Origin of the sequence: Frigoribacterium sp. SL97, assembly GCF_026625765.1 — a bacterium.
In the GTDB taxonomy this organism is placed as follows: domain Bacteria; phylum Actinomycetota; class Actinomycetes; order Actinomycetales; family Microbacteriaceae; genus Frigoribacterium.
The window spans coordinates 842,078-861,903 of the sequence record NZ_CP113062.1; the positions used below are offsets into that span (position 1 = coordinate 842,078).

The 19,826-nt window shown below is 71.1% G+C and carries 17 protein-coding genes; 12 read left to right on the forward strand and 5 right to left on the reverse strand.

Features of this window, described 5'->3' with window-relative positions:
• Positions 1–8 precede the first annotated feature (8 nt).
• From OVA02_RS04105 to OVA02_RS04115, 3 genes are all read right to left on the reverse strand, one after another.
• Positions 9–1,949: a thioester domain-containing protein gene (locus OVA02_RS04105; protein WP_267659292.1), complete on the reverse strand. Its 1,941-nt coding sequence runs from the start codon at positions 1,947–1,949 to the stop codon at positions 9–11.
• A gap of 155 nt (positions 1,950–2,104) precedes the next feature.
• The gene (locus OVA02_RS04110) at positions 2,105–2,338 is read right to left on the reverse strand and encodes a hypothetical protein (protein ID WP_056043406.1); all 234 of its coding nucleotides are present in this window, start codon (positions 2,336–2,338) and stop codon (positions 2,105–2,107) included.
• 43 nt (positions 2,339–2,381) lie between these two features.
• Positions 2,382–2,792: an ester cyclase gene (locus tag OVA02_RS04115; RefSeq protein WP_056043403.1), complete on the reverse strand. Its 411-nt coding sequence runs from the start codon at positions 2,790–2,792 to the stop codon at positions 2,382–2,384.
• 212 nt (positions 2,793–3,004) lie between these two features.
• On the opposite strand from OVA02_RS04115, the gene sucC reads away from it, so the two are divergent.
• The 8 genes from sucC to OVA02_RS04155 all read left to right on the forward strand — a co-directional run bounded on the left by sucC (position 3,005) and on the right by OVA02_RS04155 (position 14,014).
• Complete coding sequence (gene sucC, locus OVA02_RS04120) at positions 3,005–4,168, forward strand: ADP-forming succinate--CoA ligase subunit beta (protein WP_056043401.1); 1,164 nt, start codon at positions 3,005–3,007, stop codon at positions 4,166–4,168.
• 15 nt (positions 4,169–4,183) lie between these two features.
• Positions 4,184–5,071, forward strand: coding sequence for a succinate--CoA ligase subunit alpha (sucD, locus tag OVA02_RS04125; protein WP_056043398.1), 888 nt, complete (start codon positions 4,184–4,186; stop codon positions 5,069–5,071).
• A 178-nt stretch (positions 5,072–5,249) separates the two neighbouring features.
• Positions 5,250–6,623, forward strand: a complete 1,374-nt coding sequence (locus tag OVA02_RS04130; RefSeq protein ID WP_267659293.1) for a DUF6350 family protein — start codon at positions 5,250–5,252, stop codon at positions 6,621–6,623.
• A gap of 103 nt (positions 6,624–6,726) precedes the next feature.
• Positions 6,727–7,320: a phosphoribosylglycinamide formyltransferase gene (gene purN / locus OVA02_RS04135; RefSeq protein ID WP_267659294.1), complete on the forward strand. Its 594-nt coding sequence runs from the start codon at positions 6,727–6,729 to the stop codon at positions 7,318–7,320.
• Positions 7,317–8,981 (forward strand): bifunctional phosphoribosylaminoimidazolecarboxamide formyltransferase/IMP cyclohydrolase, encoded by a 1,665-nt coding sequence (gene purH / locus OVA02_RS04140; protein ID WP_267659295.1) that lies wholly within the window; start codon positions 7,317–7,319, stop codon positions 8,979–8,981. The genes purN and purH overlap by 4 nt, the downstream gene beginning before the upstream one ends.
• Before the next feature lie 429 nt (positions 8,982–9,410).
• The gene (locus OVA02_RS04145; protein WP_173153352.1) at positions 9,411–11,246 is read left to right on the forward strand and encodes an ABC transporter ATP-binding protein; all 1,836 of its coding nucleotides are present in this window, start codon (positions 9,411–9,413) and stop codon (positions 11,244–11,246) included.
• Complete coding sequence (locus OVA02_RS04150; RefSeq protein ID WP_082460047.1) at positions 11,243–13,168, forward strand: ABC transporter ATP-binding protein; 1,926 nt, start codon at positions 11,243–11,245, stop codon at positions 13,166–13,168. The genes OVA02_RS04145 and OVA02_RS04150 overlap by 4 nt, the downstream gene beginning before the upstream one ends.
• 57 nt (positions 13,169–13,225) lie before the next feature.
• Positions 13,226–14,014: a GNAT family N-acetyltransferase gene (locus OVA02_RS04155; RefSeq protein ID WP_173153349.1), complete on the forward strand. Its 789-nt coding sequence runs from the start codon at positions 13,226–13,228 to the stop codon at positions 14,012–14,014.
• A gap of 108 nt (positions 14,015–14,122) precedes the next feature.
• Here the strand turns inward: OVA02_RS04155 and OVA02_RS04160 are convergent, their stop codons facing one another.
• A complete protein-coding gene (locus OVA02_RS04160; RefSeq protein ID WP_173153346.1) occupies positions 14,123–14,503 on the reverse strand; it encodes an MGMT family protein in 381 nt (126 codons plus the stop codon).
• 25 nt (positions 14,504–14,528) lie between these two features.
• Positions 14,529–15,002 carry a GNAT family N-acetyltransferase gene (locus tag OVA02_RS04165; RefSeq protein WP_173153342.1) on the reverse strand — a complete coding sequence of 158 codons (474 nt, stop codon included), beginning with the start codon at positions 15,000–15,002 and terminating at the stop codon, positions 14,529–14,531.
• A gap of 99 nt (positions 15,003–15,101) precedes the next feature.
• Between OVA02_RS04165 and OVA02_RS04170 the strand changes: the two genes are divergently transcribed.
• The 4 genes from OVA02_RS04170 (at position 15,102) to OVA02_RS04185 (ending at position 19,789) form a co-directional block, all read left to right on the forward strand.
• Positions 15,102–16,376, forward strand: coding sequence for an ROK family transcriptional regulator (locus OVA02_RS04170; protein ID WP_159825069.1), 1,275 nt, complete (start codon positions 15,102–15,104; stop codon positions 16,374–16,376).
• A 194-nt stretch (positions 16,377–16,570) separates the two neighbouring features.
• Positions 16,571–17,959, forward strand: a complete 1,389-nt coding sequence (locus OVA02_RS04175) for an extracellular solute-binding protein (protein ID WP_056043385.1) — start codon at positions 16,571–16,573, stop codon at positions 17,957–17,959.
• Positions 17,960–17,963: 4 nt separating this feature from the next.
• Positions 17,964–18,950, forward strand: a complete 987-nt coding sequence (locus OVA02_RS04180; protein WP_200412438.1) for a carbohydrate ABC transporter permease — start codon at positions 17,964–17,966, stop codon at positions 18,948–18,950.
• Positions 18,951–18,952: 2 nt separating this feature from the next.
• Entirely contained in the window at positions 18,953–19,789 is an 837-nt protein-coding gene (locus OVA02_RS04185; protein WP_043594260.1) for a carbohydrate ABC transporter permease, read from the forward strand.
• The last annotated feature ends 37 nt before the right edge of the window (positions 19,790–19,826 follow it).

Here is a 19,826-nt window from a genome sequence, read left to right on the forward strand (position 1 = left end):
CCGGGGGCTCATCGCGCCTCGCCCAGGCCGAACGACGACAGGGCGTCGGTCTCGACCGCACGGCAGGCAGTCTCCGAGCCCCGGTCCGGGCGGCGCCTCCGAAGGTGCAGCGCACCTGCCGTCGTCACGAGCACCAAGCCGGTACCCATGATGCCGAGGGCGACGAGCAACGGTTGCCCTCCACCGGTCGAACCGGTGAAGGCCAGCCTCGCCGGAGGCGCGGGGGCATCGGCCGGCGCCGGTTGTCGGACGGTCGTCATCTCGCTCCGGTAGACGGTGGTGTCGGCGAAGGCCGGCACGATCCTGCTGCCGTCCTCGGCGGCCGCCGACCCCTCCGACGAGAACAGGAAGACGTACGTGCCGGGTCGCTCGAGCGTGACGCAGGGCGTGGCGTAGGTGCCGTCCTCGCTGGTGGCGACGGTCTCGCGGGCCACGATCAGGTCCGGGTCGAGGCGGCCGATCTGTCCGAGGTCGCTTCCCACCTCGGGGGCCTCGGCGAACGGTCCGACGAGCACCGACTCGACGTCGACCCCGCCGGGCACGTCGGGGTGGAGGTCGACGACGGTGAGTTCGTCGCTGACGCAGGCACCGGGGTCGATCTCGGCGTCGGACACCACGGTCGAGATGGTCGGCGTCCAGGGCACGAACGTCGTCTCGGTCGCCGTGCCGAAGGGAGAGCGCCAGGAACCCACCCGGTCACGCCCCGCTTCGACCGGAGTGTCCGCAGGATCGATGGTCTCGACCCACGTGTAGTAACCGCCGGCGGGCAGCTCGCAGCCCGGCGTCGAGTAGGTGCCCGGACCGTCGACTACCTCGAGGGCGACCTCGCAGACCAGCGGGGCGTCGTCCGGCCACGCGGCGGCCTCGACCACCGGAGCGAGGAAGGGCCCCAGCAGGCGGCTCCGCACCGTGACCGGTACGGGACGCCAGCTCCCCGCGTCGTCGTATCGACCCCACTCGGACAGGAGCCCGTCTCCGGGCCGCACGCCGAGCGTCACCTGGTCGGTGACGACCGTCCCGGTCTCGGCCACGGTGTCGCTGGTGACGGTCGACACCGTGGGCTGGAACGGCAGGGGCGACAGCTGCTCGACACTCGCGGCTTCGGAGGCGGAGGCCGCGACCCCGCCCGAGAAGAGGATCATCTGTGAGCCCGCGGGACTGTTCCCCACCGTGGTCACCCGTCCGTACGGCAGGTCGACGAACTCGACCGAGGCGTTCACGGTGACGTGGGCAGCGTCACCGGTGGCGACGACGGACACGCTCTCGCCGTTGCGGACGACGGCCGTGGTCGAGCCGTCCGCGAACACGGCGCCGTCCAGGGTGACCGTGCCTGCATGTGTCGGTTCGAGGCTCGTCGGCCCGCCCGCCACACGGTCGACCGTGAGGTCGGGGCGGATCAGCCCGGTGCCGTCGTCCGAGAGTTCGACGGTGATCGATGCCGCGACGGATTTCGACGCGGCCGACGAGGCCTCGGCGAGCATCTGGTTCGCGCGTTCGAGCACGATCGGCCACCGCTCGTTGGCACGGCCGGCGTAGTACCGCTGCGTGTGGCCGTTCAGGCCGGTGATGGTCCAGACCGCGAGCTGTCCCGCGGCGGCCGTGTCGGCGTCGGTCGTGCCGCCCCAGGTGCGGGCGATGTACGCGAGCCGCGCGTGGTCGTCGGTCGAGACGCCGATCACGTCACCACCCGTGGTCGTGTCGTAGTGGTTGCCGACGGGCGAGCTCTTCCCTGCTTCGAGGCAGAACGCCTGGGTGCCGTCGTCGAGTCGGTAGGTACCGAGCCACGAGACGTCGTCGCCACGCCAGAGGTGGCCCGGGCCGAGTCCTGTGCCGGTCACGGCAGCGGCCGGAGCGTGGCCGAGCAGCCCGACGGCGACCGAGAACAACAGGGCGAGGGCGAGCGCGAGGCGCCGTCTGGGGGGCCCGAGGGCCTTCGTTGGTGATGTCATGCACCGACGATCGGGCAGCCACCCCGGCTGCCGAGGCCGGCACCGCGCCTCCTGTGCACGGTTCCCGCTGACACACGCCGGGGGAGGAGCCGTGATGCAACGACGCCCCCGCCGCGAGGTGCGGCGGGGGCGTCGTCAGACGGTGGTGACCGAGGTCACTCGGTCTCGTCGAGGTCGATCTCGTCGCCCTCGAGGTCGTTCGAGGCGTACTCGGGCGAGCCCTCGCGGGGCGCGCCACCGGTGGGGCCGTCGTTGCCCTCGCCGACGCCGGGGAAGACCGTCTCGCCGGCCACGGCGTCGTTCGTCGCGATCTGCTCGGACTCGGCGAACTCGTCGGCCTGGTCGTAGGGCTGCTCGCCCGATGCTGCGGGGGTGTTGGTGTCGCTCATGGTGTGTCCTCTCGAAGGCGGTGCGGGGTGGTGGGGGAGCGGCTCAGGCCAGACCGAGTTGCTGCTTCATGCCGGCCTCGTCGGTGGCGCCCCAGCGCTCGACGAGCAGGCCGTCCTCGTCGAACCGGCCGACCTGGATGCCGCGCACGGTGAACGACTTGCCCGTGGGTTCCGCGCCCTGGAACGTGCCGGTGTGCGTGCCCGAGATCGTGAAGACGGCGGTGACGTTCTCGTCGTCGGCGACGAGGGTCTCGACCGCGAGGTCGGCGTCGGGGAAGGCCGCGAAGAACTCGGTCCAGAAGGCCTGGATGCCGGCGAGGCCGGCGGGTGCGTCGGGGGCCGGGTCGTGGTCGACGACGTCGGCGTGGAAACCCTCGCCGAGGCGGTCGATCTCACGGGCGGTCAGGATCTCGCCGAGGCGCTCCTGCGTGGCGAGGTTCTTCTCTTTCGACATGCGTGTCTCCGTCTTCTGGTTCTGTCGGGGTGTCTCTCGTCTACTCCCCAGGCGGCAGCGGGCCCCCGATGCTCACAGCAGACGCCCCGCTCGGCGTACCCCTGGGGTCGCCCGCTAGGCTGACCGCGGCCCATATGTCTTCATGTCGAGATGGCTCGATGTCGAGACGGATCATGGTGAGACGACGCAGCGATGCGGATTGGAAGAACAGCGTGGATCTTTTCGAGTACCAGGCCAGAGACCTGTTCGAGCAGTACGGCGTGCCCGTGCTGCCGGGCATCGTGGCCGACACCCCCGAGGAGGCGCGAGCGGCGTCCGAGAAGCTGGGTGGCGTCACCGTCGTGAAGGCCCAGGTCAAGGTCGGCGGCCGAGGCAAGGCCGGCGGCGTCAAGGTGGCGAAGACCCCGGACGACGCCGAGGCCGCGGCGAAGGACATCCTCGGGCTCGACATCAAGGGCCACGTCGTCAAGCGCGTCATGATCGCCGGCGGCGCCCAGATCGCCCGCGAGTTCTACTTCTCGGTGCTGCTCGACCGTGCCAACCGTTCGTACCTGTCGCTCTGCAGCGTCGAGGGCGGCATGGAGATCGAGCAGCTCGCCGTCGAGAAGCCCGACGCGTTGGCGCGCATCGAGGTCGACCCCCGCGCGGGCATCGACCTCGCGAAGGCCACCGAGATCGCGAAGGCCGGCGGGTTCCCCGACGAGCTCGTCGAGAAGGTCGCCCCCGTCCTGGTGAAGCTCTACGCCGTCTACGAGGGCGAGGACGCGACCCTCGTCGAGGTCAACCCGCTCGTGCTCACCGAGCAGGGCGACATCGTCGCCCTCGACGGCAAGGTCTCCATCGACGAGAACGCCGAGTTCCGTCACCCCGGCCACGCCGAGCTCGAGGACGCCGACGCGGCCGACCCGCTCGAGGCGAAGGCCAAGGCCGCGGGCCTCAACTACGTGAAGCTCGACGGCGAGGTCGGCATCATCGGCAACGGTGCAGGTCTCGTCATGTCGACGCTGGACGTCGTCGCGTACGCCGGCGAGGCGCACGGCGGCGTCAAGCCCGCCAACTTCCTCGACATCGGCGGCGGAGCGAGCGCCGAGGTCATGGCGGCGGGGCTCGACGTGATCCTGGGCGACGCCCAGGTCAAGAGCGTCTTCGTCAACGTCTTCGGTGGCATCACCGCCTGTGACGCGGTCGCCAACGGCATCGTCGCCGCCCTCGGCATCCTCGGCGACGCGGCCACCAAGCCGCTCGTCGTGCGACTCGACGGCAACAACGTCGACGAGGGTCGACGCATCCTGGCGGAGGCGGCCCACCCGCTGGTCACCGTCGTCGCGACCATGGACGAGGCTGCCGACAAGGCCGCCGAGCTGGCTTCGAAGTAAGGACTGCACAGAACAATGTCGATCTTCCTCAACAAGGACAGCAAGGTCATCGTCCAGGGCATCACCGGCGGCGAGGGCACCAAGCACACCGCACTCATGCTCAAGGCGGGCACGAAGGTCGTGGGTGGCGTCAACGCCCGCAAGGCCGGCACGACCGTCACCCACGGTGACGTCGAGCTCCCCGTCTTCGGCACCGTGACCGAGGCCGTCGCCGAGACCGGCGCGGACGTCTCGATCGTCTTCGTGCCGCCGGCGTTCGCCAAGGACGCCGTCGTCGAGGCCATCGAGGCCGAGGTGCCGCTCGTCGTCGTCATCACCGAGGGCATCCCCGTGCAAGACAGCGCCGAGTTCTGGGCGCTCGCCAAGGCCAAGGGCGGGACGACCCGCATCATCGGCCCGAACTGCCCCGGCATCATCACGCCCGGCGAGTCGCTGGTGGGCATCACGCCCGCCTCGATCTCGGGCTCGGGGCCCATCGGCCTGGTCTCGAAGTCGGGCACCCTGACCTACCAGATGATGTTCGAGCTGCGCGACCTCGGCTTCTCGACCGCCATCGGCATCGGTGGCGACCCGGTCATCGGCACGACGCACATCGACGCCCTCGAGGCGTTCGAGGCCGACCCCGACACCAAGGCGATCGTCATGATCGGCGAGATCGGCGGCGACGCCGAAGAGCGTGCCGCCGACTACATCAAGGCACACGTCACCAAGCCCGTCGTCGGCTACGTCGCGGGCTTCACCGCCCCCGAGGGCAAGACGATGGGCCACGCCGGTGCGATCGTGTCCGGCTCGGCCGGCACCGCCCAGGCGAAGAAAGAGGCGCTCGAAGCCGCCGGCGTCAAGGTCGGCAAGACGCCGAGCGAGACCGCGGCGCTGCTCCGCGAGGTCTACGCCTCCCTGTAGGGGCCGACCCGCGCCTCCTCGACGGGCGTGTTCGTCACCGCCGGTCGTCCTCGGACGCCGGTCACGACGGACACGCCCGTCGTGCGTGCGTGCGGGCCGGCGGGTGCGGAGCGGCGTCGTCGTCGCGGGCGGCGGGGCAGCAGGCCGGCCCCGGTCGGCACCGGTACAGTCGCTCGCGATGAACCGCCCAGTCACCGCTCTCTTCTCCGCGCTCGAAGCCCTGCTCGTCGTGGCCATCGGCGTCGGCATCCCCCTCGTCGTGCTGACCTCGCTCTGGGCGTTCCAGTACGGCCTGCAGATCGACTGGGTCGTCTTCTGGCGGGCAGCCGTCGACTCGTGGCTCGTCGGGCACGGCGCCGACCTGACCGTCCAGCTCAGCGCCGACGCGGCCGCGGCGACCGGCATCCCCGGGGCGGACGCTCCCATCGTCATCTCGCTGGCCGCACTCGGCTTCGCCCTGCTCACGGTGCTGATGGGCGTCCGCGCTGGCCGCGCCGCGGCCGAGACCGCGCACCGCCTGACGGGCGTGCTCGTGACCATCGGCACCTTCGCCCTGCTGTCCCTCGCCCTGGCGGCCTCCGCGCAGCACGAGCTCGCACGCCCGTCGTTGTGGCAGGGCACGCTCCTGCCCGCGCTCGTGTACGCCGTGCCGGTCGTGGCCATGGCGGAGGTCACGCGCCGGCGTCGGGGCGAGGCCGCCGACCCGGTCACCGGTGCCGTGATCGGGCTCCTGTCGCGACTGCCCCGACAGGTGACCGGCATCGCGGCCGCCGGACTGCGGCTCGGGACCGTGGCCGCATCCGCCGTCTTGGCCGTGTCGGCCCTGATCGTCTCGGTGCTCATCGTGACGAACTACGCCCAGATCATCACCCTGTACGAAGGCGCGCACGGCGGGTTCCTCGGAGGGCTCGCGTTGACGCTCGGTCAACTCGCCCTGCTCCCCGACGTCGTCGTGTGGGCGGCGTCGTGGCTGGTCGGCCCCGGCTTCGCCATCGGCACCGGGTCGTCGATCTCGCCCCTGGGCACCGCCGTCGGCCCGATGCCCGCGATCCCCTTCCTCGGCGCCCTGCCCACCGCCGACCTGACGTTCGGTTTCGTCGGGCTGCTGGTCCCGGTCGTCGCCGCATACGTCTGCGCGACCCTCCTGAGGCCGCGGCTGCAACGGATGCTCGCCGGGTACGGGGTCGACGACCTGGTCCGTCGCATCGTCGTCGCGGTCGTCGGCGGGCTCGTCGGGGGAGCGCTGCTCGGCCTGCTCGCCTGGGCGGCCTCGGGCTCGGCCGGGCCCGGACGCCTGACCGACGTCGGACCCGACCCGCTGCTGGTCGGCGGGTTCGCGGCGCTCGAGTTCGCCGTCGCCGGCGTGCTCGCGATGGTCGTGACGCCACCGAGGTTCGCGGGTGATCGAGCCGAGTCGACGCCGGACGGCTCCGGTGCGAAGCGGCACGACGACCCGGTCGTCGACGACACCACGCCGACGGGCCCTGTGCCCGTGACCACCCTGCGGCGCGACGGCGACGACACCGAGCGCATCGAGGGCATCACGCGCTGACACCGTCGTCCGACGGACCGCCGCCGCATCCACCGCCACCGCCGCCGCCACGGGGACCGTGGCCGCCCCCCGATGCGCGCGCCCGGGCCGCTAGGCTTGCCGGGTGCTGAAGCTCGTGGTGCTCATCTCCGGTGGCGGCTCGAACCTCCGGGCTCTGCTCGAGGCCGCGAGCGACGCCGAGTACCCCGCCCGGGTGGTCGCCGTCGGCGCCGACCGCGAGGCCGACGGCTTCGAGCACGCCGAGCACTTCGGGGTGCCGACCTTCTCGGTCGCCTTCTCGAACTTCGCCGACCGTGCCGCCTGGGGTGACGAGCTGTTGGCCCAGATCGAGCAGTGGCAGCCCGACCTCGTCGTGCTCAGCGGTTTCATGCGGCTCGTGCCGTCGCGGGTCGTCGCCGCCCTCGCACCGAACCTCATCAACACGCACCCCGCCTACCTGCCCGAGTTCCCCGGCGCGCACGGCGTGCGCGACGCGCTCGCGGCGGGCGTCGAGCAGACGGGCGCGAGCGTCATCGTCGTCGACGAGGGCGTCGACAGCGGCCCGATCCTCGCCCAGCGTCGCATCCCCGTCCTGCCCGGCGACGACGAGTCGTCGCTGCACGACCGCATCAAGGTCGTCGAGCGCGAACTGCTCGTCCAGACCGTGCTCGACATCGCCAACGGAACGACCACCCTCGAACAGGAGCCCACCGCATGAGCGGCCACGCCATCGACCCCAGCCTCTACCGCGACCGTGACGCCGTGACCGTGCGTCGTGCCCTGATCAGCGTCAGCGACAAGACCGGCCTGCTCGACCTGGCCGCCGCCCTCTCGGCCTCCGGCGTCGAGATCGTGTCGACCGGCTCGACCGCCCAGGCCATCCGGGACGCCGGCCACGCCGTCACCGAGGTCAGCAGCGTCACCGGGTTCCCCGAGTCGCTGGACGGCCGCGTCAAGACGCTGCACCCCGCGGTGCACGCCGGCATCCTCGCCGACCTGCGGCTCGAGTCGCACGAGGTGCAGCTGGCCGAACTCGACATCGCCGCGTTCGAGCTCGTCGTCGTCAACCTCTACCCGTTCGTCGAGACCGTCGCCTCGGGTGCCGACGTGCCGACCGTCATCGAGAACGTCGACATCGGGGGGCCCGCGATGGTCCGGGCCGCCGCGAAGAACCACGCCAACGTCGCGATCGTCGTCTCGCCGACGAACTACCTGCAGATCGAGAAGGCGCTCACGCTGGGGGGCACGACCCTCGCCCAGCGTCAGCGCCTGGCCGGCGAGGCCTTCGCCCACACGGCCGCGTACGACACGGCAGTCGCGGCGTACTTCGCCGCACACGTGGGTGTGCGCGCCGAGGCCGACGCGTCCGCCGCGGCGACCCGCGCCTCCTCGTCCGTCGTCGACGAGCAGGAGGCGCGGGCCGGCTTCGAGCCCACGGTCACCGTCTCGGCCGAGCTGCAGGACACCCTCCGCTACGGCGAGAACTCCCACCAGGCCGCCGCGATCTACGCGACGCCCGGCGCGCACGGCATCGCGCAGGCGACGCAGCTGCACGGCAAGGAGATGTCGTACAACAACTACGTCGACGCGGACGCGGCCCTGCGCGCCGCCTACGACTTCGACGAGCCCGCCGTCGCGATCATCAAGCACGCCAACCCGTGCGGCATCGCCGTGGCCTCGCCCGACGCCGTCGACGCCATCGCCGACGCGCACCAGCGGGCGCACGCCTGCGATCCCGTCTCCGCGTTCGGCGGCGTCATCGCGGCCAACCGCCCGGTGACCCGCGCCATGGCCGAGACCGTCGCGGACATCTTCACCGAGGTCGTCATCGCCCCGGCGTTCGACCCCGAGGCCGTCGAGATCCTCAGCGCGAAGAAGAACATCCGCCTGCTGACCCTGCCCGCCGACTTCACCCGCGACGCGGGCGAGGTCAAGCAGATCTCGGGTGGCCTGCTCGTCCAGGACGCCGACCGGTTCGACGCGTTCACGTCCGACGGCTGGACGCTGGTGGCCGGCGACGAGGCCGACGCCTCGACGAGAGCCGACCTCGAGTTCGCCTGGAAGGCCTCGCGCGCCGTCAAGTCGAACGCGATCCTGCTCGCCTCGGGCGGCGCGTCCGTCGGGGTGGGCATGGGCCAGGTCAACCGCGTCGACTCGTGCCACCTCGCGGTCGACCGCGCCGGTGCGCGTGCCGCCGGGTCGGTCGCGGCGTCCGACGCGTTCTTCCCCTTCGCCGACGGCCTGCAGGTGCTGCTCGACGCCGGCGTGGCCGCGGTCGTCCAGCCCGGCGGGTCGATCCGCGACGACGAGGTCGTGGCCGCGGCGAAGGCTGCCGGCGTGACCATGTACTTCACGGGCGAGCGCCACTTCTTCCACTAGGTCGCCGTCGGCCGGGGCCCCGGAGGCGTGCGTCGCGTCGTCCATGATTCCGAACCGTTCCGTCTTGCGGCGGAGTCGACGGCACGCATATCCTGTAAGGCTGCTCACAGCCGGTCGGACACGACCGCACGGACGGATGACGACACTCAGGAGGACATGATGACGACGACGACACTGACCACGGTGGGCACGGCCACCGACGGTGCTCGCGTGGGTCGCGCCTCCTCGGCCTCTCCGAGCCCGGCGCCGATCGTCTAGACGAGACGGTCCGCCGCCCACCGGCACCCCTCCGACACACCGCCCGCCGACGTCTCCGGGCGCGACCGCGGGACCGCGCGTCCTCCCCGGACGGTCGCCGCACCACCTTCTCCACCACGGGTCACCGCTCCGTTCGGTCGCCCGTGCCAGATCACGACACTTGGATCACCCATGTCTCAGAAGTCCTCGTCCGCACGCCCGCCCGACCCGGCGAAGCGCCCCTCGACGGTGCAGTCGCTCGTGCGGCTCCACCCCTACGTCAAGCCGGCCCTGCCCCGCATCGTGCTGGGCATGGTCGCGGCCCTTCTCGCCGCCGTCGTCGCCCTGCTGATCCCCCTCGTCCTGCAACTGCTCGTCGACGGCCCCCTGTCGAGCGGTGACCGATCGCAGGTCTGGCCCGCGTTCGCCGTCGTGCTGGGCCTCGGAGTGGCCGAGGCGATCCTGATCGGTGCCCGCCGTCGCCTGGTGCTCACTCCGAGCACGCACGTCGAGGCGACCATGCGGAACGCCCTCTACGCCAAGCTGCAAGATCTGCCGGTGGCGTTCCACGACCGTTGGCAGAGCGGTCAGCTGCTCAGCCGGTCGGTCAGCGACCTGAGCCTCATCCGCCGCTGGCTCGCGTTCGGTGTCGTGCTGCTCGTGGTCAACGTGCTCACGATCGTCGTCGGCTTCGTCGTCTTGTTCTCGTACAGCTGGGTGCTCGGCCTCGTCTTCCTCGTGGCGTCGCTGCCCGTGTTCTTCGTCAGCTTCGCGTTCGAGAAGCGCTACTCGGTCGTCGCCCGCCGCAGCCAGGACCAGGTCGGCGACCTGGCGACCAGCGTCGAGGAGAGCGTCCACGGAATCCGCGTGCTCAAGGCCTTCGGTCGCGGCAAGCACTCGCTGCGCGAGTTCGCCAAGCAGGCCGAGGACCTCCGCGGGACCGAGATCGAGAAGGCGAAGGCCATCTCGAAGCTGTGGCTCTGGCTGCTGCTCGTCCCCGACGTCGCCTTCGCGCTCTGTCTGCTCGGCGGCGTCTGGTTGGCCGCCGACGGCCAGCTGACCGTCGGCCAGCTGTTCGCCTTCTTCGCGACGGCGACCGTGCTGCGCTGGCCGGTCGAGTCGATCGGCTTCCTCCTCTCGATGACCTTCGACACCCGCACGGCCGTCGACCGCTACTTCGAGGTGATGGACAGCGAGAACACGGTGACCGACCCCGAGGAGCCGGCGACGATCGCCGAACCCCACGGTCGACTCGAGTTCAAGGGCACGCACTTCCGGTACCAGGACTCGCCGGCCCAGTTCTCCGACCTCGTCAACGGGGTCGACCTCGTCGTCGAGCCCGGCGAGACGATGGCCCTCGTCGGTCTCACCGGTTCGGGCAAGACGACGCTCCTGTCGCTCGTGTCCCGGCTCTACGACGTCACCGGCGGGCAGGTCCTGATCGACGGTGTCGACGTCCGCGACCTCAGCCGTGAAGAGCTCCGCCGTCACATCGGCATGGCGTTCGAGGACGCGACGCTGTTCAGCGCGTCCGTCCGTGACAACGTCCTGCTCGGTCGCCCCGACCTCGCCGACGACGCCGACGAGGCCGACCGGGTGATGCGCGAGGCACTCGAGATCGCGCAGGCCGACTTCGTCGAGCGGCTCCCCGAGGGCGTCGACACCCGCGTGGGTGAAGAGGGCCTCAGCCTGTCCGGCGGCCAGCGTCAGCGCCTCGCGCTGGCACGTGCCATCGCTGCGCGCCCGGCCGTGCTGGTGCTCGACGACCCGTTGTCGGCCCTCGACGTCGACACCGAGGCGCGGGTCGAGGCCGGTCTGCGACGCGTGCTCGCGTCCACGACCTCGCTGATCGTCGCGCACCGGCCGTCGACGGTCACCCTGGCCGACCGGGTCGCGCTGCTCCAGAACGGCACGGTCACCGCGGTGGGCCGGCACTCCGACCTCATCGCGAGCAACGAGCACTACCGCTACGTCATCTCGTCGCTCGACGACGACTCCACCACCACCCGAGAGGAGGTGCTCGCATGACCGACACGACACTCGAGGACGACCGTCCCGATCGTCCGGCGGTCGCCGACGGCCCCGTCGAGCGCGAGGCGTTGGACGGCCGCACGCCGGCCGAGAAGCGCGCCGAGCAGGGCTCGACGACGCAGGGCGTCCGCGGCGAGGAGCGCGAGAACTTCACCAAGGACGAGAGCAAGAGGCTCCGCCGTCGGTCGCTGCGCCTCCTCGGCTCGCTCGTGCACCCGCTGCGCTGGCGACTCGCGTTGATGGGCGTCGTCGTCGTGATCAGCACGGCCTCGCAGGTCGCGGGGCCGGCCCTGATCGCGATCGGCATCGACACCGCCCTGCCGGCCCTGATGGACGACCAGGACTGGGCGCCGGCGATCCTCGTCGTGGTCGCCTACCTGGTGACCGGCGTGATCGGTGCGGTGCTGATGGCGCAGTACACGGTGCTGTCGGCGCGCATCAGCCAGGCGATCCTGTTCGACCTGCGCAAGCGGCTGTTCCTGCACACGCAGCGGCTCAGCCTCGAGTTCCACGAGACGTACACGTCGGGCCGCATCATCTCGCGCCAGACGAGCGACCTGGACTCGATCCGCGAGCTGCTCGACTCGGGCATCAACCAGCTCGTGTCGGGCCTGCTGTACATGGTCTTCACCGCCGTCGCCCTGGTCGCGCTCGACCCGCAGAGCGGCCTCGTCCTCGCCGTCGCCCTCGTGCCGCTCGTCGCGTTGACCCGGTGGTTCCAGGTGCGCTCGCAGAAGCTGTTCCGGGCGACGCGCGTCACGAGCGCCCGCGTCATCGTGCACTTCGTCGAGACGATGACGGGCATGCGTGCCGTGCAGGCCTTCCGCAAGGAGGCGCGCAACGAGAAGGAGTACGCCGGTCACGTCGAGGACTACCGGCAGGCCAACTCGAAGGTGTTCACCTTGTTCGGCACCTTCGACCCGGGCCTGGTGCTCATCGGCAACGCGACCCTCGCGGCGGTCGTGCTGTTCGGCGGCTTCCGGGTGATCGACGGCTCGCTCGAGATCGGTGCCCTGCTGGCGGTGGCGCTGTACGCGAAGCGGTTCTTCGACCCGGCCGAAGAGATGGCCATGTTCTACAACGGCTACCAGTCGGCGTCCGCCGCGCTCGAGAAGATCTCGGGCGTGCTCGAGGAGCAGCCGAGCGTGCCCGACCCGACGCGCCCGGTCGACCTGTGGGACGCCAAGGGGCAGGTGCACTTCGACGACGTCGAGTTCGCCTACAACGCCGACACGGTCGTGCTGCCCGGCTTCGACCTCCACGTGCCGGCGGGGCAGACCATCGCCCTCGTCGGGTCGACGGGGGCCGGCAAGTCGACGTTGGCGAAGCTCATCTCGCGCTTCTACGACCCGACGCGCGGTGCCGTGACGCTCGACGGCGTCGACCTGCGCGACCTGCACCCGAAGGACCTCCGCCGCGCCATCGTCATGGTGACGCAGGAGGCGTACCTCTTCTCGGGTTCGGTGGCCGACAACATCTCGCTCGGCAAGCCCGACGCGACGCGCGACGAGATCGTGCGGGCGGCGAAGGCGGTCGGGGCGCACGAGTTCATCGAGGCCCTGCCCGACGGGTACGACACCGACGTGAACAAGCGCGGCGGCCGGGTGTCGGCCGGGCAACGCCAGTTGCTGTCGTTCGCCCGGGCGTTCATCGCGAACCCGAGCGTGCTGATCCTCGACGAGGCGACCGCGTCGCTCGACATACCGTCCGAGCGCATGGTGCAAGAGGCCCTGCAGACGCTGCTCGCCGACCGCACCGCGGTCATCATCGCGCACCGCCTGTCGACGGTCGCGATCGCCGACCGGGTGCTCGTGATGGAGCACGGCAAGATCGTCGAGGACGGCACCCCCGACGACCTGATCGCGGGCACCGGCCGCTTCGCGCAGCTCCACGCCGCGTGGCGCGACTCGCTCGTGTGAGGCGGGGCCCGGACGGCGGGCCCCGCCTGCCGTCCGGGCTCGGCTAGCGTGGCCTCGATGACCGACGCGACGAGCTACCTGCAGGCCTACGACGAGCAACTCCGCACCGACGCCGAGACGCCGAGCGCGATCGCGGTCACCCGCCACGGTCCGTTGCGGCTCGTCACCTTCGCCGGTGGTCGCGGGTTCGTCACCTACCGCGACCTCGGCGACGCGGACGCCGACGCGGTCCGCGCGCTGGTGGCGGCCGCCGTCGAGCACTTCGACGCCGACGACGAGATCACCCGGGTCGAGTGGAAGACCCGCGGGCACGACCGTGCCCCCGGGCTCCACGACGCGCTCGTGGCCTCGGGCTTCGAAGCCGGCGAGCCCGAGTCGATCATGATCGGGCCGCTCGCCGCGCTCGCGGACCTCGGCGAGGTGCCCGAGGGCGTGACGGTGCGTCGGGTCACCACCGAGGCGGACGTGCGGGCGATGAGTGCGATGGTCGACGAGGCGTTCGGCGAGGCGGTCGACGCGCGGATGGCCGACGCGCTGCTGTCCCGGTTGGGCCGTGGCGACGGCATGGAGCTCTGGGTCGCCGAGGTCGACGGCCGGATGGTCAGCGGAGGCCGGCTCGAACCCGTCCCCGGCACGGACTTCGTCGGCATCTGGGGCGGCGCCACGCTCGAGGCGTACCGCCACCGGGGCATCTACCGGGCGTTGACCGCGGCGCGCGCGCGTTCCGCCCTCGCGCAGGGCAAGACCCTCGTGCACAGCGACTCGACCGACGACTCGCGTCCGATCCTCGAGCGGTCGGGTCTGGTCGCCGTGTCGACGACGACCCCCTACGACCGGACGCGCTGAGGCGACCCGGGCGACGGCGGGCGGCGCCGGGGAGGCGGGCGGTCGTGGACGACCGCCTCCGACGAACATGCCCGTCCCGGTGATGCCGGTGGTCCGTGGTGCAGTCGCTCAGGGACGGTGGGAGGCGCGCTCCAGATCGACGCGGAAGGTGCCCGACCGGCTCCACAGCAGAGGCGTGCCCTCGACCCGGTACTGCTCGAGGGCGCGCTGCTCGTGGTCGCGCGGGGCATGGCCCGAGGCGCGGATCACCCGCCACCAGGGCAGGTCGGCCCCGGCGTAGGCCATCACCTGGCCGACGGCACGGGAGGCCCGCGACCCGAGGGCGGCGGCGACCGACCCGTAGGTCATCACGTGGCCCGGCGGGATCGACTCGACGACGGCGACGACCTGCGAGACGAAGTCGTCGGGGTCGGGGTCGGGGGCGGGCCCGGGGTCGGGGCCGGGGTGCGGCGCGGGCTCGCCGCCGTGGGGCGAGGCGCCCGGGGTCACGTCGTCGGCCTCGCGCGGTGCCGGCTCAGACCTGCGACGACGCCAGGGTCAGCCCCGCGACGTGCTCGCCGTAGGGCGTCTCGCCGATGACCTCGAAGCCGATGTGGTGGAAGAAGTCCTCGGGCCCGTCGTCACCCGGCTCATAGATGACGGTGACCCGGTCGAAGCCGCGGCTGCGGGCCTCGTCGGCGAGGGCGTGCACGGCGAACCGGCCGATGCCCCGGCCCTGGGCGTCGGCCTCGACGTTGATGCGCCAGATGCAGCTGCGCAGCGCCTCGTCGTCGGCCTCGGCGTCGAAGTTGCCCATGATGAAGCCGACCACCGTGTCGTCGTCGTCGTCGACCACGACGCGGGGCCAGGCGGTGGTCGGGTTGACGTACGCCTCGGCGATCGAGTGCGAGACGGGGGCGACGAACTGCTCTTGCCCCGGCTTGAGGGTGAGGTTGTTGGCCGCGACGACGGTGGCGGCGGACAGTTCTTCGAGGCGCAGTCCAGACATGCGTTCAGGGTAACGGGGCGTCCCGACGGGCACCACCGTCGGGCGGATGACCGGCGGTGGTGCGCGCGCGACCCCCCGACGTCGTGGATGATGACGAGAATGAACCGCGGGACGAACCTGCCGGCGATCGGCGGCTACAACCGGTCGGTCGTGCTCGACGCCATCCGGCGGGAGAGTGCGGGCCTCAGCCGGACCGAGATCGCCGGGCGCACCGGACTCAGCCCCCAGGCCGTGACGAACGTCTCGCGCCGACTGATCGAGGCGGGGCTCATCCGCGAGAGCGGCACCGTCATCAGCGGTCCCGGCAAGCCCCGCACCATGCTGCAGCTCGAGTCCCGCGGACGCTTCGCGGTGGGCGTGCACATCGACCCCGCGGTGCTGACGTTCGTCCTGCTCGACCTCGTCGGCACGGTCGTCGCCCACGCCCGAGAGTTGACGCCCTCGGCCAGCGAACCCGACGAGGTGGTGGCCCTGATGGCACGGGCCATCGACGGACTCGTCGTCACGAGCGGCGTCGACCGCGACCTGCTGCTGGGGGTCGGCATCGCCTCGCCCGGCCCGGTCGACATCGGGCCCGGCCTCGTGCTCGACCCCCCGATGATGCCCCTCTGGCGGCACGTGCCGTTGCGTCGGGCGCTCAGCGAGGCGACCGGTCTGCCGGTGCTGCTCGAGAAGGACGTCACGGCCTGCGCGGTCGCCGAGCTGTGGCTCAGCGACGGAGGCGCGGGTGAGCGCAGCGACTTCGCCTTCGTCTACTACGGCACCGGTTACGGCACCGGGCTCGTGCTGGGCGGCGACGTGCTGCGCGGGGCCAGCGCGAACGCGGGGGACTCGGGGCACGTGATGGTCGACGACCACGGCCACCGCTGCACCTGCGGGCGCATCGGCTGCGTCGGGGAGCTCATCACGCCGCACGCCCTCGTGCGGGAGGCCGCGGCCACGGGAGTGCTGCTCGAGGGGGACGTCTCGGACGAGGCGCTCGCCGAGGCGGCTCGCAGCGGGGACGACGTCGACATGCGCCGCATCGACGAGGCGTTCGGCGCCCTGGTCGGCAAGGCCGACCTGGGAGACGCCGGCGCCCTCGGGGTGCTGCACGGCGCAGGCCGACACCTCGCGCGTGCCCTCGTGACCATCGTCAACCTGCTCGACCTCGACGAGGTCGTCTTCGGCGGCCCGTTCTGGGCGCCGCTGTCGCGGCACGTCCTCGCGGTGCTGCCGGCCGCGCTCCGCGACGACCCGGCGCTGATCCCGAAGCACCCGATCCGGCTCGTCGAGTCGTCGATCGGCATCGACGTCGCGGCCGTCGGAGCCGCCTGCCTCGTGCTCGACCAGACGTTCTCGCCGCGACCCTCCGCCCTGCTGATCCGCGCCTGACGGGGCAGACCCGCGCCTCCTCGGGTCCCGACCTGCGCCTCCTGCGGTCGCGACCCGCGCCTCCTCGGCTCGGGCGCCGTTACCGGACCGATGCGGTCCGGCGTCTTGACACGAGTTACTCCATACGATGTAGTAATCGCATCGCGGTCGGGCAGAGCAGCCCGGCGCCGACGCGACTGGAGCAAAGGAGCACCATGTCACGCACGTTCACCTCGGTCCGGGGGCGCAAGCGCGCACTGGCCGTCGCCGCCGCAGCGGTCGCCACGGCCCTGCTGGCCTCGGGTTGCTCGGGGGGCGCCGGCAGCGGCGACTCCGACACCATCAAGGTCGCGTACCAGAAGTTCGGGACGTTCACGCAGATGGACGCCCACATGAAGGAGACCGCGAAGACCTTCGAGGCGGCCAACCCCGGCATGAAGGTCGAGTTCGTGCCCATCGCGGCGCAGAACGACGACTACTTCACCAAGCTCGCGCTGATGAACCGGTCGGCGGCCACCGCGCCCGACGTCATGTACGAGGACACCTTCAAGGTCAAGAGCGACGCAGCCGCCGGCTACCTGCTGCCGCTCGACGAGTACACCGACGCGTGGGAGGACTGGGACGCGTTCTACGACAACGCCAAGGAGGCCGGCGTCGGCGAGGACGGCAAGACCTACGGCATCCCGATGGGCACCGACACCCGGGCGCTCTGGTACAACAAGGACCTCTTCGCGCAGGCCGGCCTGCCCGTGCCGTGGGAGCCGAAGACCTGGCAGGACGTGCTCGACGCGGCCGAGACGGTCAAGGCGAAGGTGCCCGACGTGGTCCCGCTCAACGTGTACTCGGGCAAGCCGCAGGGCGAGGGCGCGACCATGCAGGGCTTCGAGATGCTGCTGTACGGCACGCCGACCGGCACCCTGTACGACGACGAGACCGGCAAGTGGCTCACCGACTCGCAGGGCTTCGTCGATTCGCTCGGCTTCATCGAGGACGTCTACCAGGGTGGCATCGGACCGAAACCCGAGGAGGCGCTGGACACCAACATCGCCACCATCGTCGGTGGGGAATGGCTCCCGCAGGGCAAGCTCGCGATCGCCCTCGACGGCTCGTGGATGAGCGGCACCTGGCTGGAGACCGGCACCAACCCGTGGCCCGAGTGGAACGACGTGATGGGCCAAGCGCCCATGCCCACCCAGGACGGCGCGAAGCCGGGTGCGACGAGCATGTCGGGCGGCTGGACGCTGGCCGTCGGCTCGAAGACCAAGAACCCCGACAAGGCGTTCGAGTTCATCGCCGACGCCCTCGACAAGGACGGTTCGCAGAGCTACGACATCGCCGCCAGCCAGATCGCGGTGCGCAGCGACGTCGCCGAGGACCCCGAGTACGTCGGCAGCAACCCGACCTTCGAGTTCTTCTCGTCGATCGTGCCGGTGACGCACTTCCGTCCGGCGACCACCGACTACAGCCGCATCTCGAACGAGATCACCGTCGCGATGGAGGCCGTCATGACGGGCCAGCAGAGCCCCGAGGAGGCGGCCGCCGCCTTCGACGACCAGCTGGTCGGCATCGTCGGTGAGGACCAGACGCAGAAGGCGGGGGACTAGCCACATGGCGACCATCGCCCCCACCCCGGTCGGCCGTGAGAGCGGCCGACCGGGGGCCTCCGGGCCCGGCCCCGGGCCCCACGGCGAGAAGCCGGGTCGCCGGGCGGGGGCGTCGAAGGCGCGCGCCCTGCGCACCGGCGCCCGCACCCTGCCGCTCGTCCCGGCCTTCGTCCTGCTGGCCCTGTTCCTGTTGGGGCCCGTCATCTCGAGCTTCTACGGCTCGTTCACCGACGCGTCGCTGACCGGCTACGCCGCCGGCGGCTCGGAGTTCATCGGCCTGCGCAACTACACCGAGCTGTTCGCCGACCCGGACTTCCCGAAGTCGGTGCTGCTGACTCTCGCCTTCGTCTTCTTCTCGGCGGTGGTCGGCCAGAACGTGGTCGGCCTGGGGCTCGCCCTGCTGATGCGGAACGGCCACAAGGTCGTGCGCTCGATCGTCGGCACGTTCGTCATCGCGGCGTGGGTGCTGCCCGAGATCGTCGCGGCCTTCGCGGCGTACGCGTTCTTCAACGACGCGGGCACCCTCAACACGGTCCTGTCGTGGTTCGGCATCACGGGCGCCAACTGGCTCTACGCGATGCCGATGCTCTCGGTGATCCTCGCCAACATCTGGCGCGGGGCCGCCTTCTCGATGCTCGTCTACTCGGCGGCGGTGCAGGAGGTGCCCCCCGAGATCACCGAGTCGGCGGAGGTCGACGGCGCCACCGGCTGGCAACGCCTGGTCTTCATCACGCTGCCGGTCATCCGACGGAGCATCTCGACCAACCTCATGCTGACCACGTTGCAGACGCTCTCGGTGTTCACCCTGATCTACGTGATGACCGGCGGCGGGCCCGGCGTCAACAGCACGACCCTGCCGATCCTGGCCTACCAGGAGGCGTTCCAGTTCTCGCAGCTCGGCTTCGGGACCGCCATCGCCACGATCATGCTGCTCGTCGGCGCGGTCTTCTCGATCATCTACATCAGAGCCCTCAAACCGGAGGTCGACTGACCATGGCCATGACCTCACCCAGCGGCCGCAGCATGAAGGCCGTCTCGAACGCCGTGCTGATCGTCATCGCGATCTGCTTCGCCGTCCCGCTCGCCTGGCTGCTGCTGGCCTCGTTCGACCCGTCGGCCACGCTGTCGGCGAAGGTGCCGTCGCAGTTCACGCTCGACAACTTCACCGCCGTGCTGACGCCCGAGATCTCGTTCGTCCCGCTCGCCAACAGCCTCATCGTGTCGGGCGGCTGCGCCCTGGTGACCGTCGTCGTGGCGATCCTCGCGGCGTACCCGCTCTCGCGGTACCGGATGCGCATCAACAAGCCGTTCCTCTACGGCATCCTCTTCGGCACCGGCCTGCCCATCACCGCGATGATGGTCCCCGTCTACAGCCTGTTCGTCTCGCTGAACCTGATCGACTCGATCGGCGGCACGGTGTTCTTCCTGGCCGCGACCAGCCTGCCGATGGCGATCTGGATGGCGAAGAACTTCATGGACTCGGTGCCGATCTCGCTCGAAGAGGCCGCGTGGACCGACGGGGCCTCGATGTTCTCGACCCTGACGCGCATCGTGGTGCCGCTCATGCGGCCGGGCATCGCCGTGGTGTTCATCTTCGTGTTCATCCAGGCCTGGGGGAACTTCTTCGTGCCGTTCGTCCTGCTTCTCAGCCCCGACAAGCAGCCGGCGGCCGTGAGCATCTTCAACTTCTTCGGGCAGTACGGCTCGGTGGCGTACGGCCAGCTGGCGGCGTTCTCGATCGTCTACTCGGTGCCCGTCATCGCGTTGTACGTCCTCGTCTCGCGGACCCTCGGCGGCTCGAACGCGCTGGCCGGCGCCGTGAAGGGGTGAGGCGCCTCCCCACCAGTGCCCCCGCCGCCCTCCCGAT

Excerpts from the sequence above, each read along its gene's own strand:
- sucD (WP_056043398.1), top strand. The coding sequence starts at position 4,184 with ATGTCGATCTTCCTCAACAAGGACAGCAAGGTCATCGTCCAGGGCATC.
- purH (WP_267659295.1), top strand. The coding sequence starts at position 7,317 with ATGAGCGGCCACGCCATCGACCCCAGCCTCTACCGCGACCGTGACGCC.
- OVA02_RS04175 (WP_056043385.1), top strand. The coding sequence starts at position 16,571 with ATGTCACGCACGTTCACCTCGGTCCGGGGGCGCAAGCGCGCACTGGCC.
- OVA02_RS04170 (WP_159825069.1), top strand. The coding sequence starts at position 15,102 with ATGAACCGCGGGACGAACCTGCCGGCGATCGGCGGCTACAACCGGTCG.
- OVA02_RS04185 (WP_043594260.1), top strand. The coding sequence starts at position 18,953 with ATGGCCATGACCTCACCCAGCGGCCGCAGCATGAAGGCCGTCTCGAAC.
- OVA02_RS04130 (WP_267659293.1), top strand. The coding sequence starts at position 5,250 with ATGAACCGCCCAGTCACCGCTCTCTTCTCCGCGCTCGAAGCCCTGCTC.
- OVA02_RS04165 (WP_173153342.1), bottom strand. The coding sequence starts at position 15,002 with ATGTCTGGACTGCGCCTCGAAGAACTGTCCGCCGCCACCGTCGTCGCG.
- OVA02_RS04105 (WP_267659292.1), bottom strand. The coding sequence starts at position 1,949 with ATGACATCACCAACGAAGGCCCTCGGGCCCCCCAGACGGCGCCTCGCG.
- OVA02_RS04155 (WP_173153349.1), top strand. The coding sequence starts at position 13,226 with ATGACCGACGCGACGAGCTACCTGCAGGCCTACGACGAGCAACTCCGC.
- OVA02_RS04110 (WP_056043406.1), bottom strand. The coding sequence starts at position 2,338 with ATGAGCGACACCAACACCCCCGCAGCATCGGGCGAGCAGCCCTACGAC.
- OVA02_RS04145 (WP_173153352.1), top strand. The coding sequence starts at position 9,411 with ATGTCTCAGAAGTCCTCGTCCGCACGCCCGCCCGACCCGGCGAAGCGC.
- OVA02_RS04115 (WP_056043403.1), bottom strand. The coding sequence starts at position 2,792 with ATGTCGAAAGAGAAGAACCTCGCCACGCAGGAGCGCCTCGGCGAGATC.
- OVA02_RS04150 (WP_082460047.1), top strand. The coding sequence starts at position 11,243 with ATGACCGACACGACACTCGAGGACGACCGTCCCGATCGTCCGGCGGTC.
- OVA02_RS04180 (WP_200412438.1), top strand. The coding sequence starts at position 17,964 with ATGGCGACCATCGCCCCCACCCCGGTCGGCCGTGAGAGCGGCCGACCG.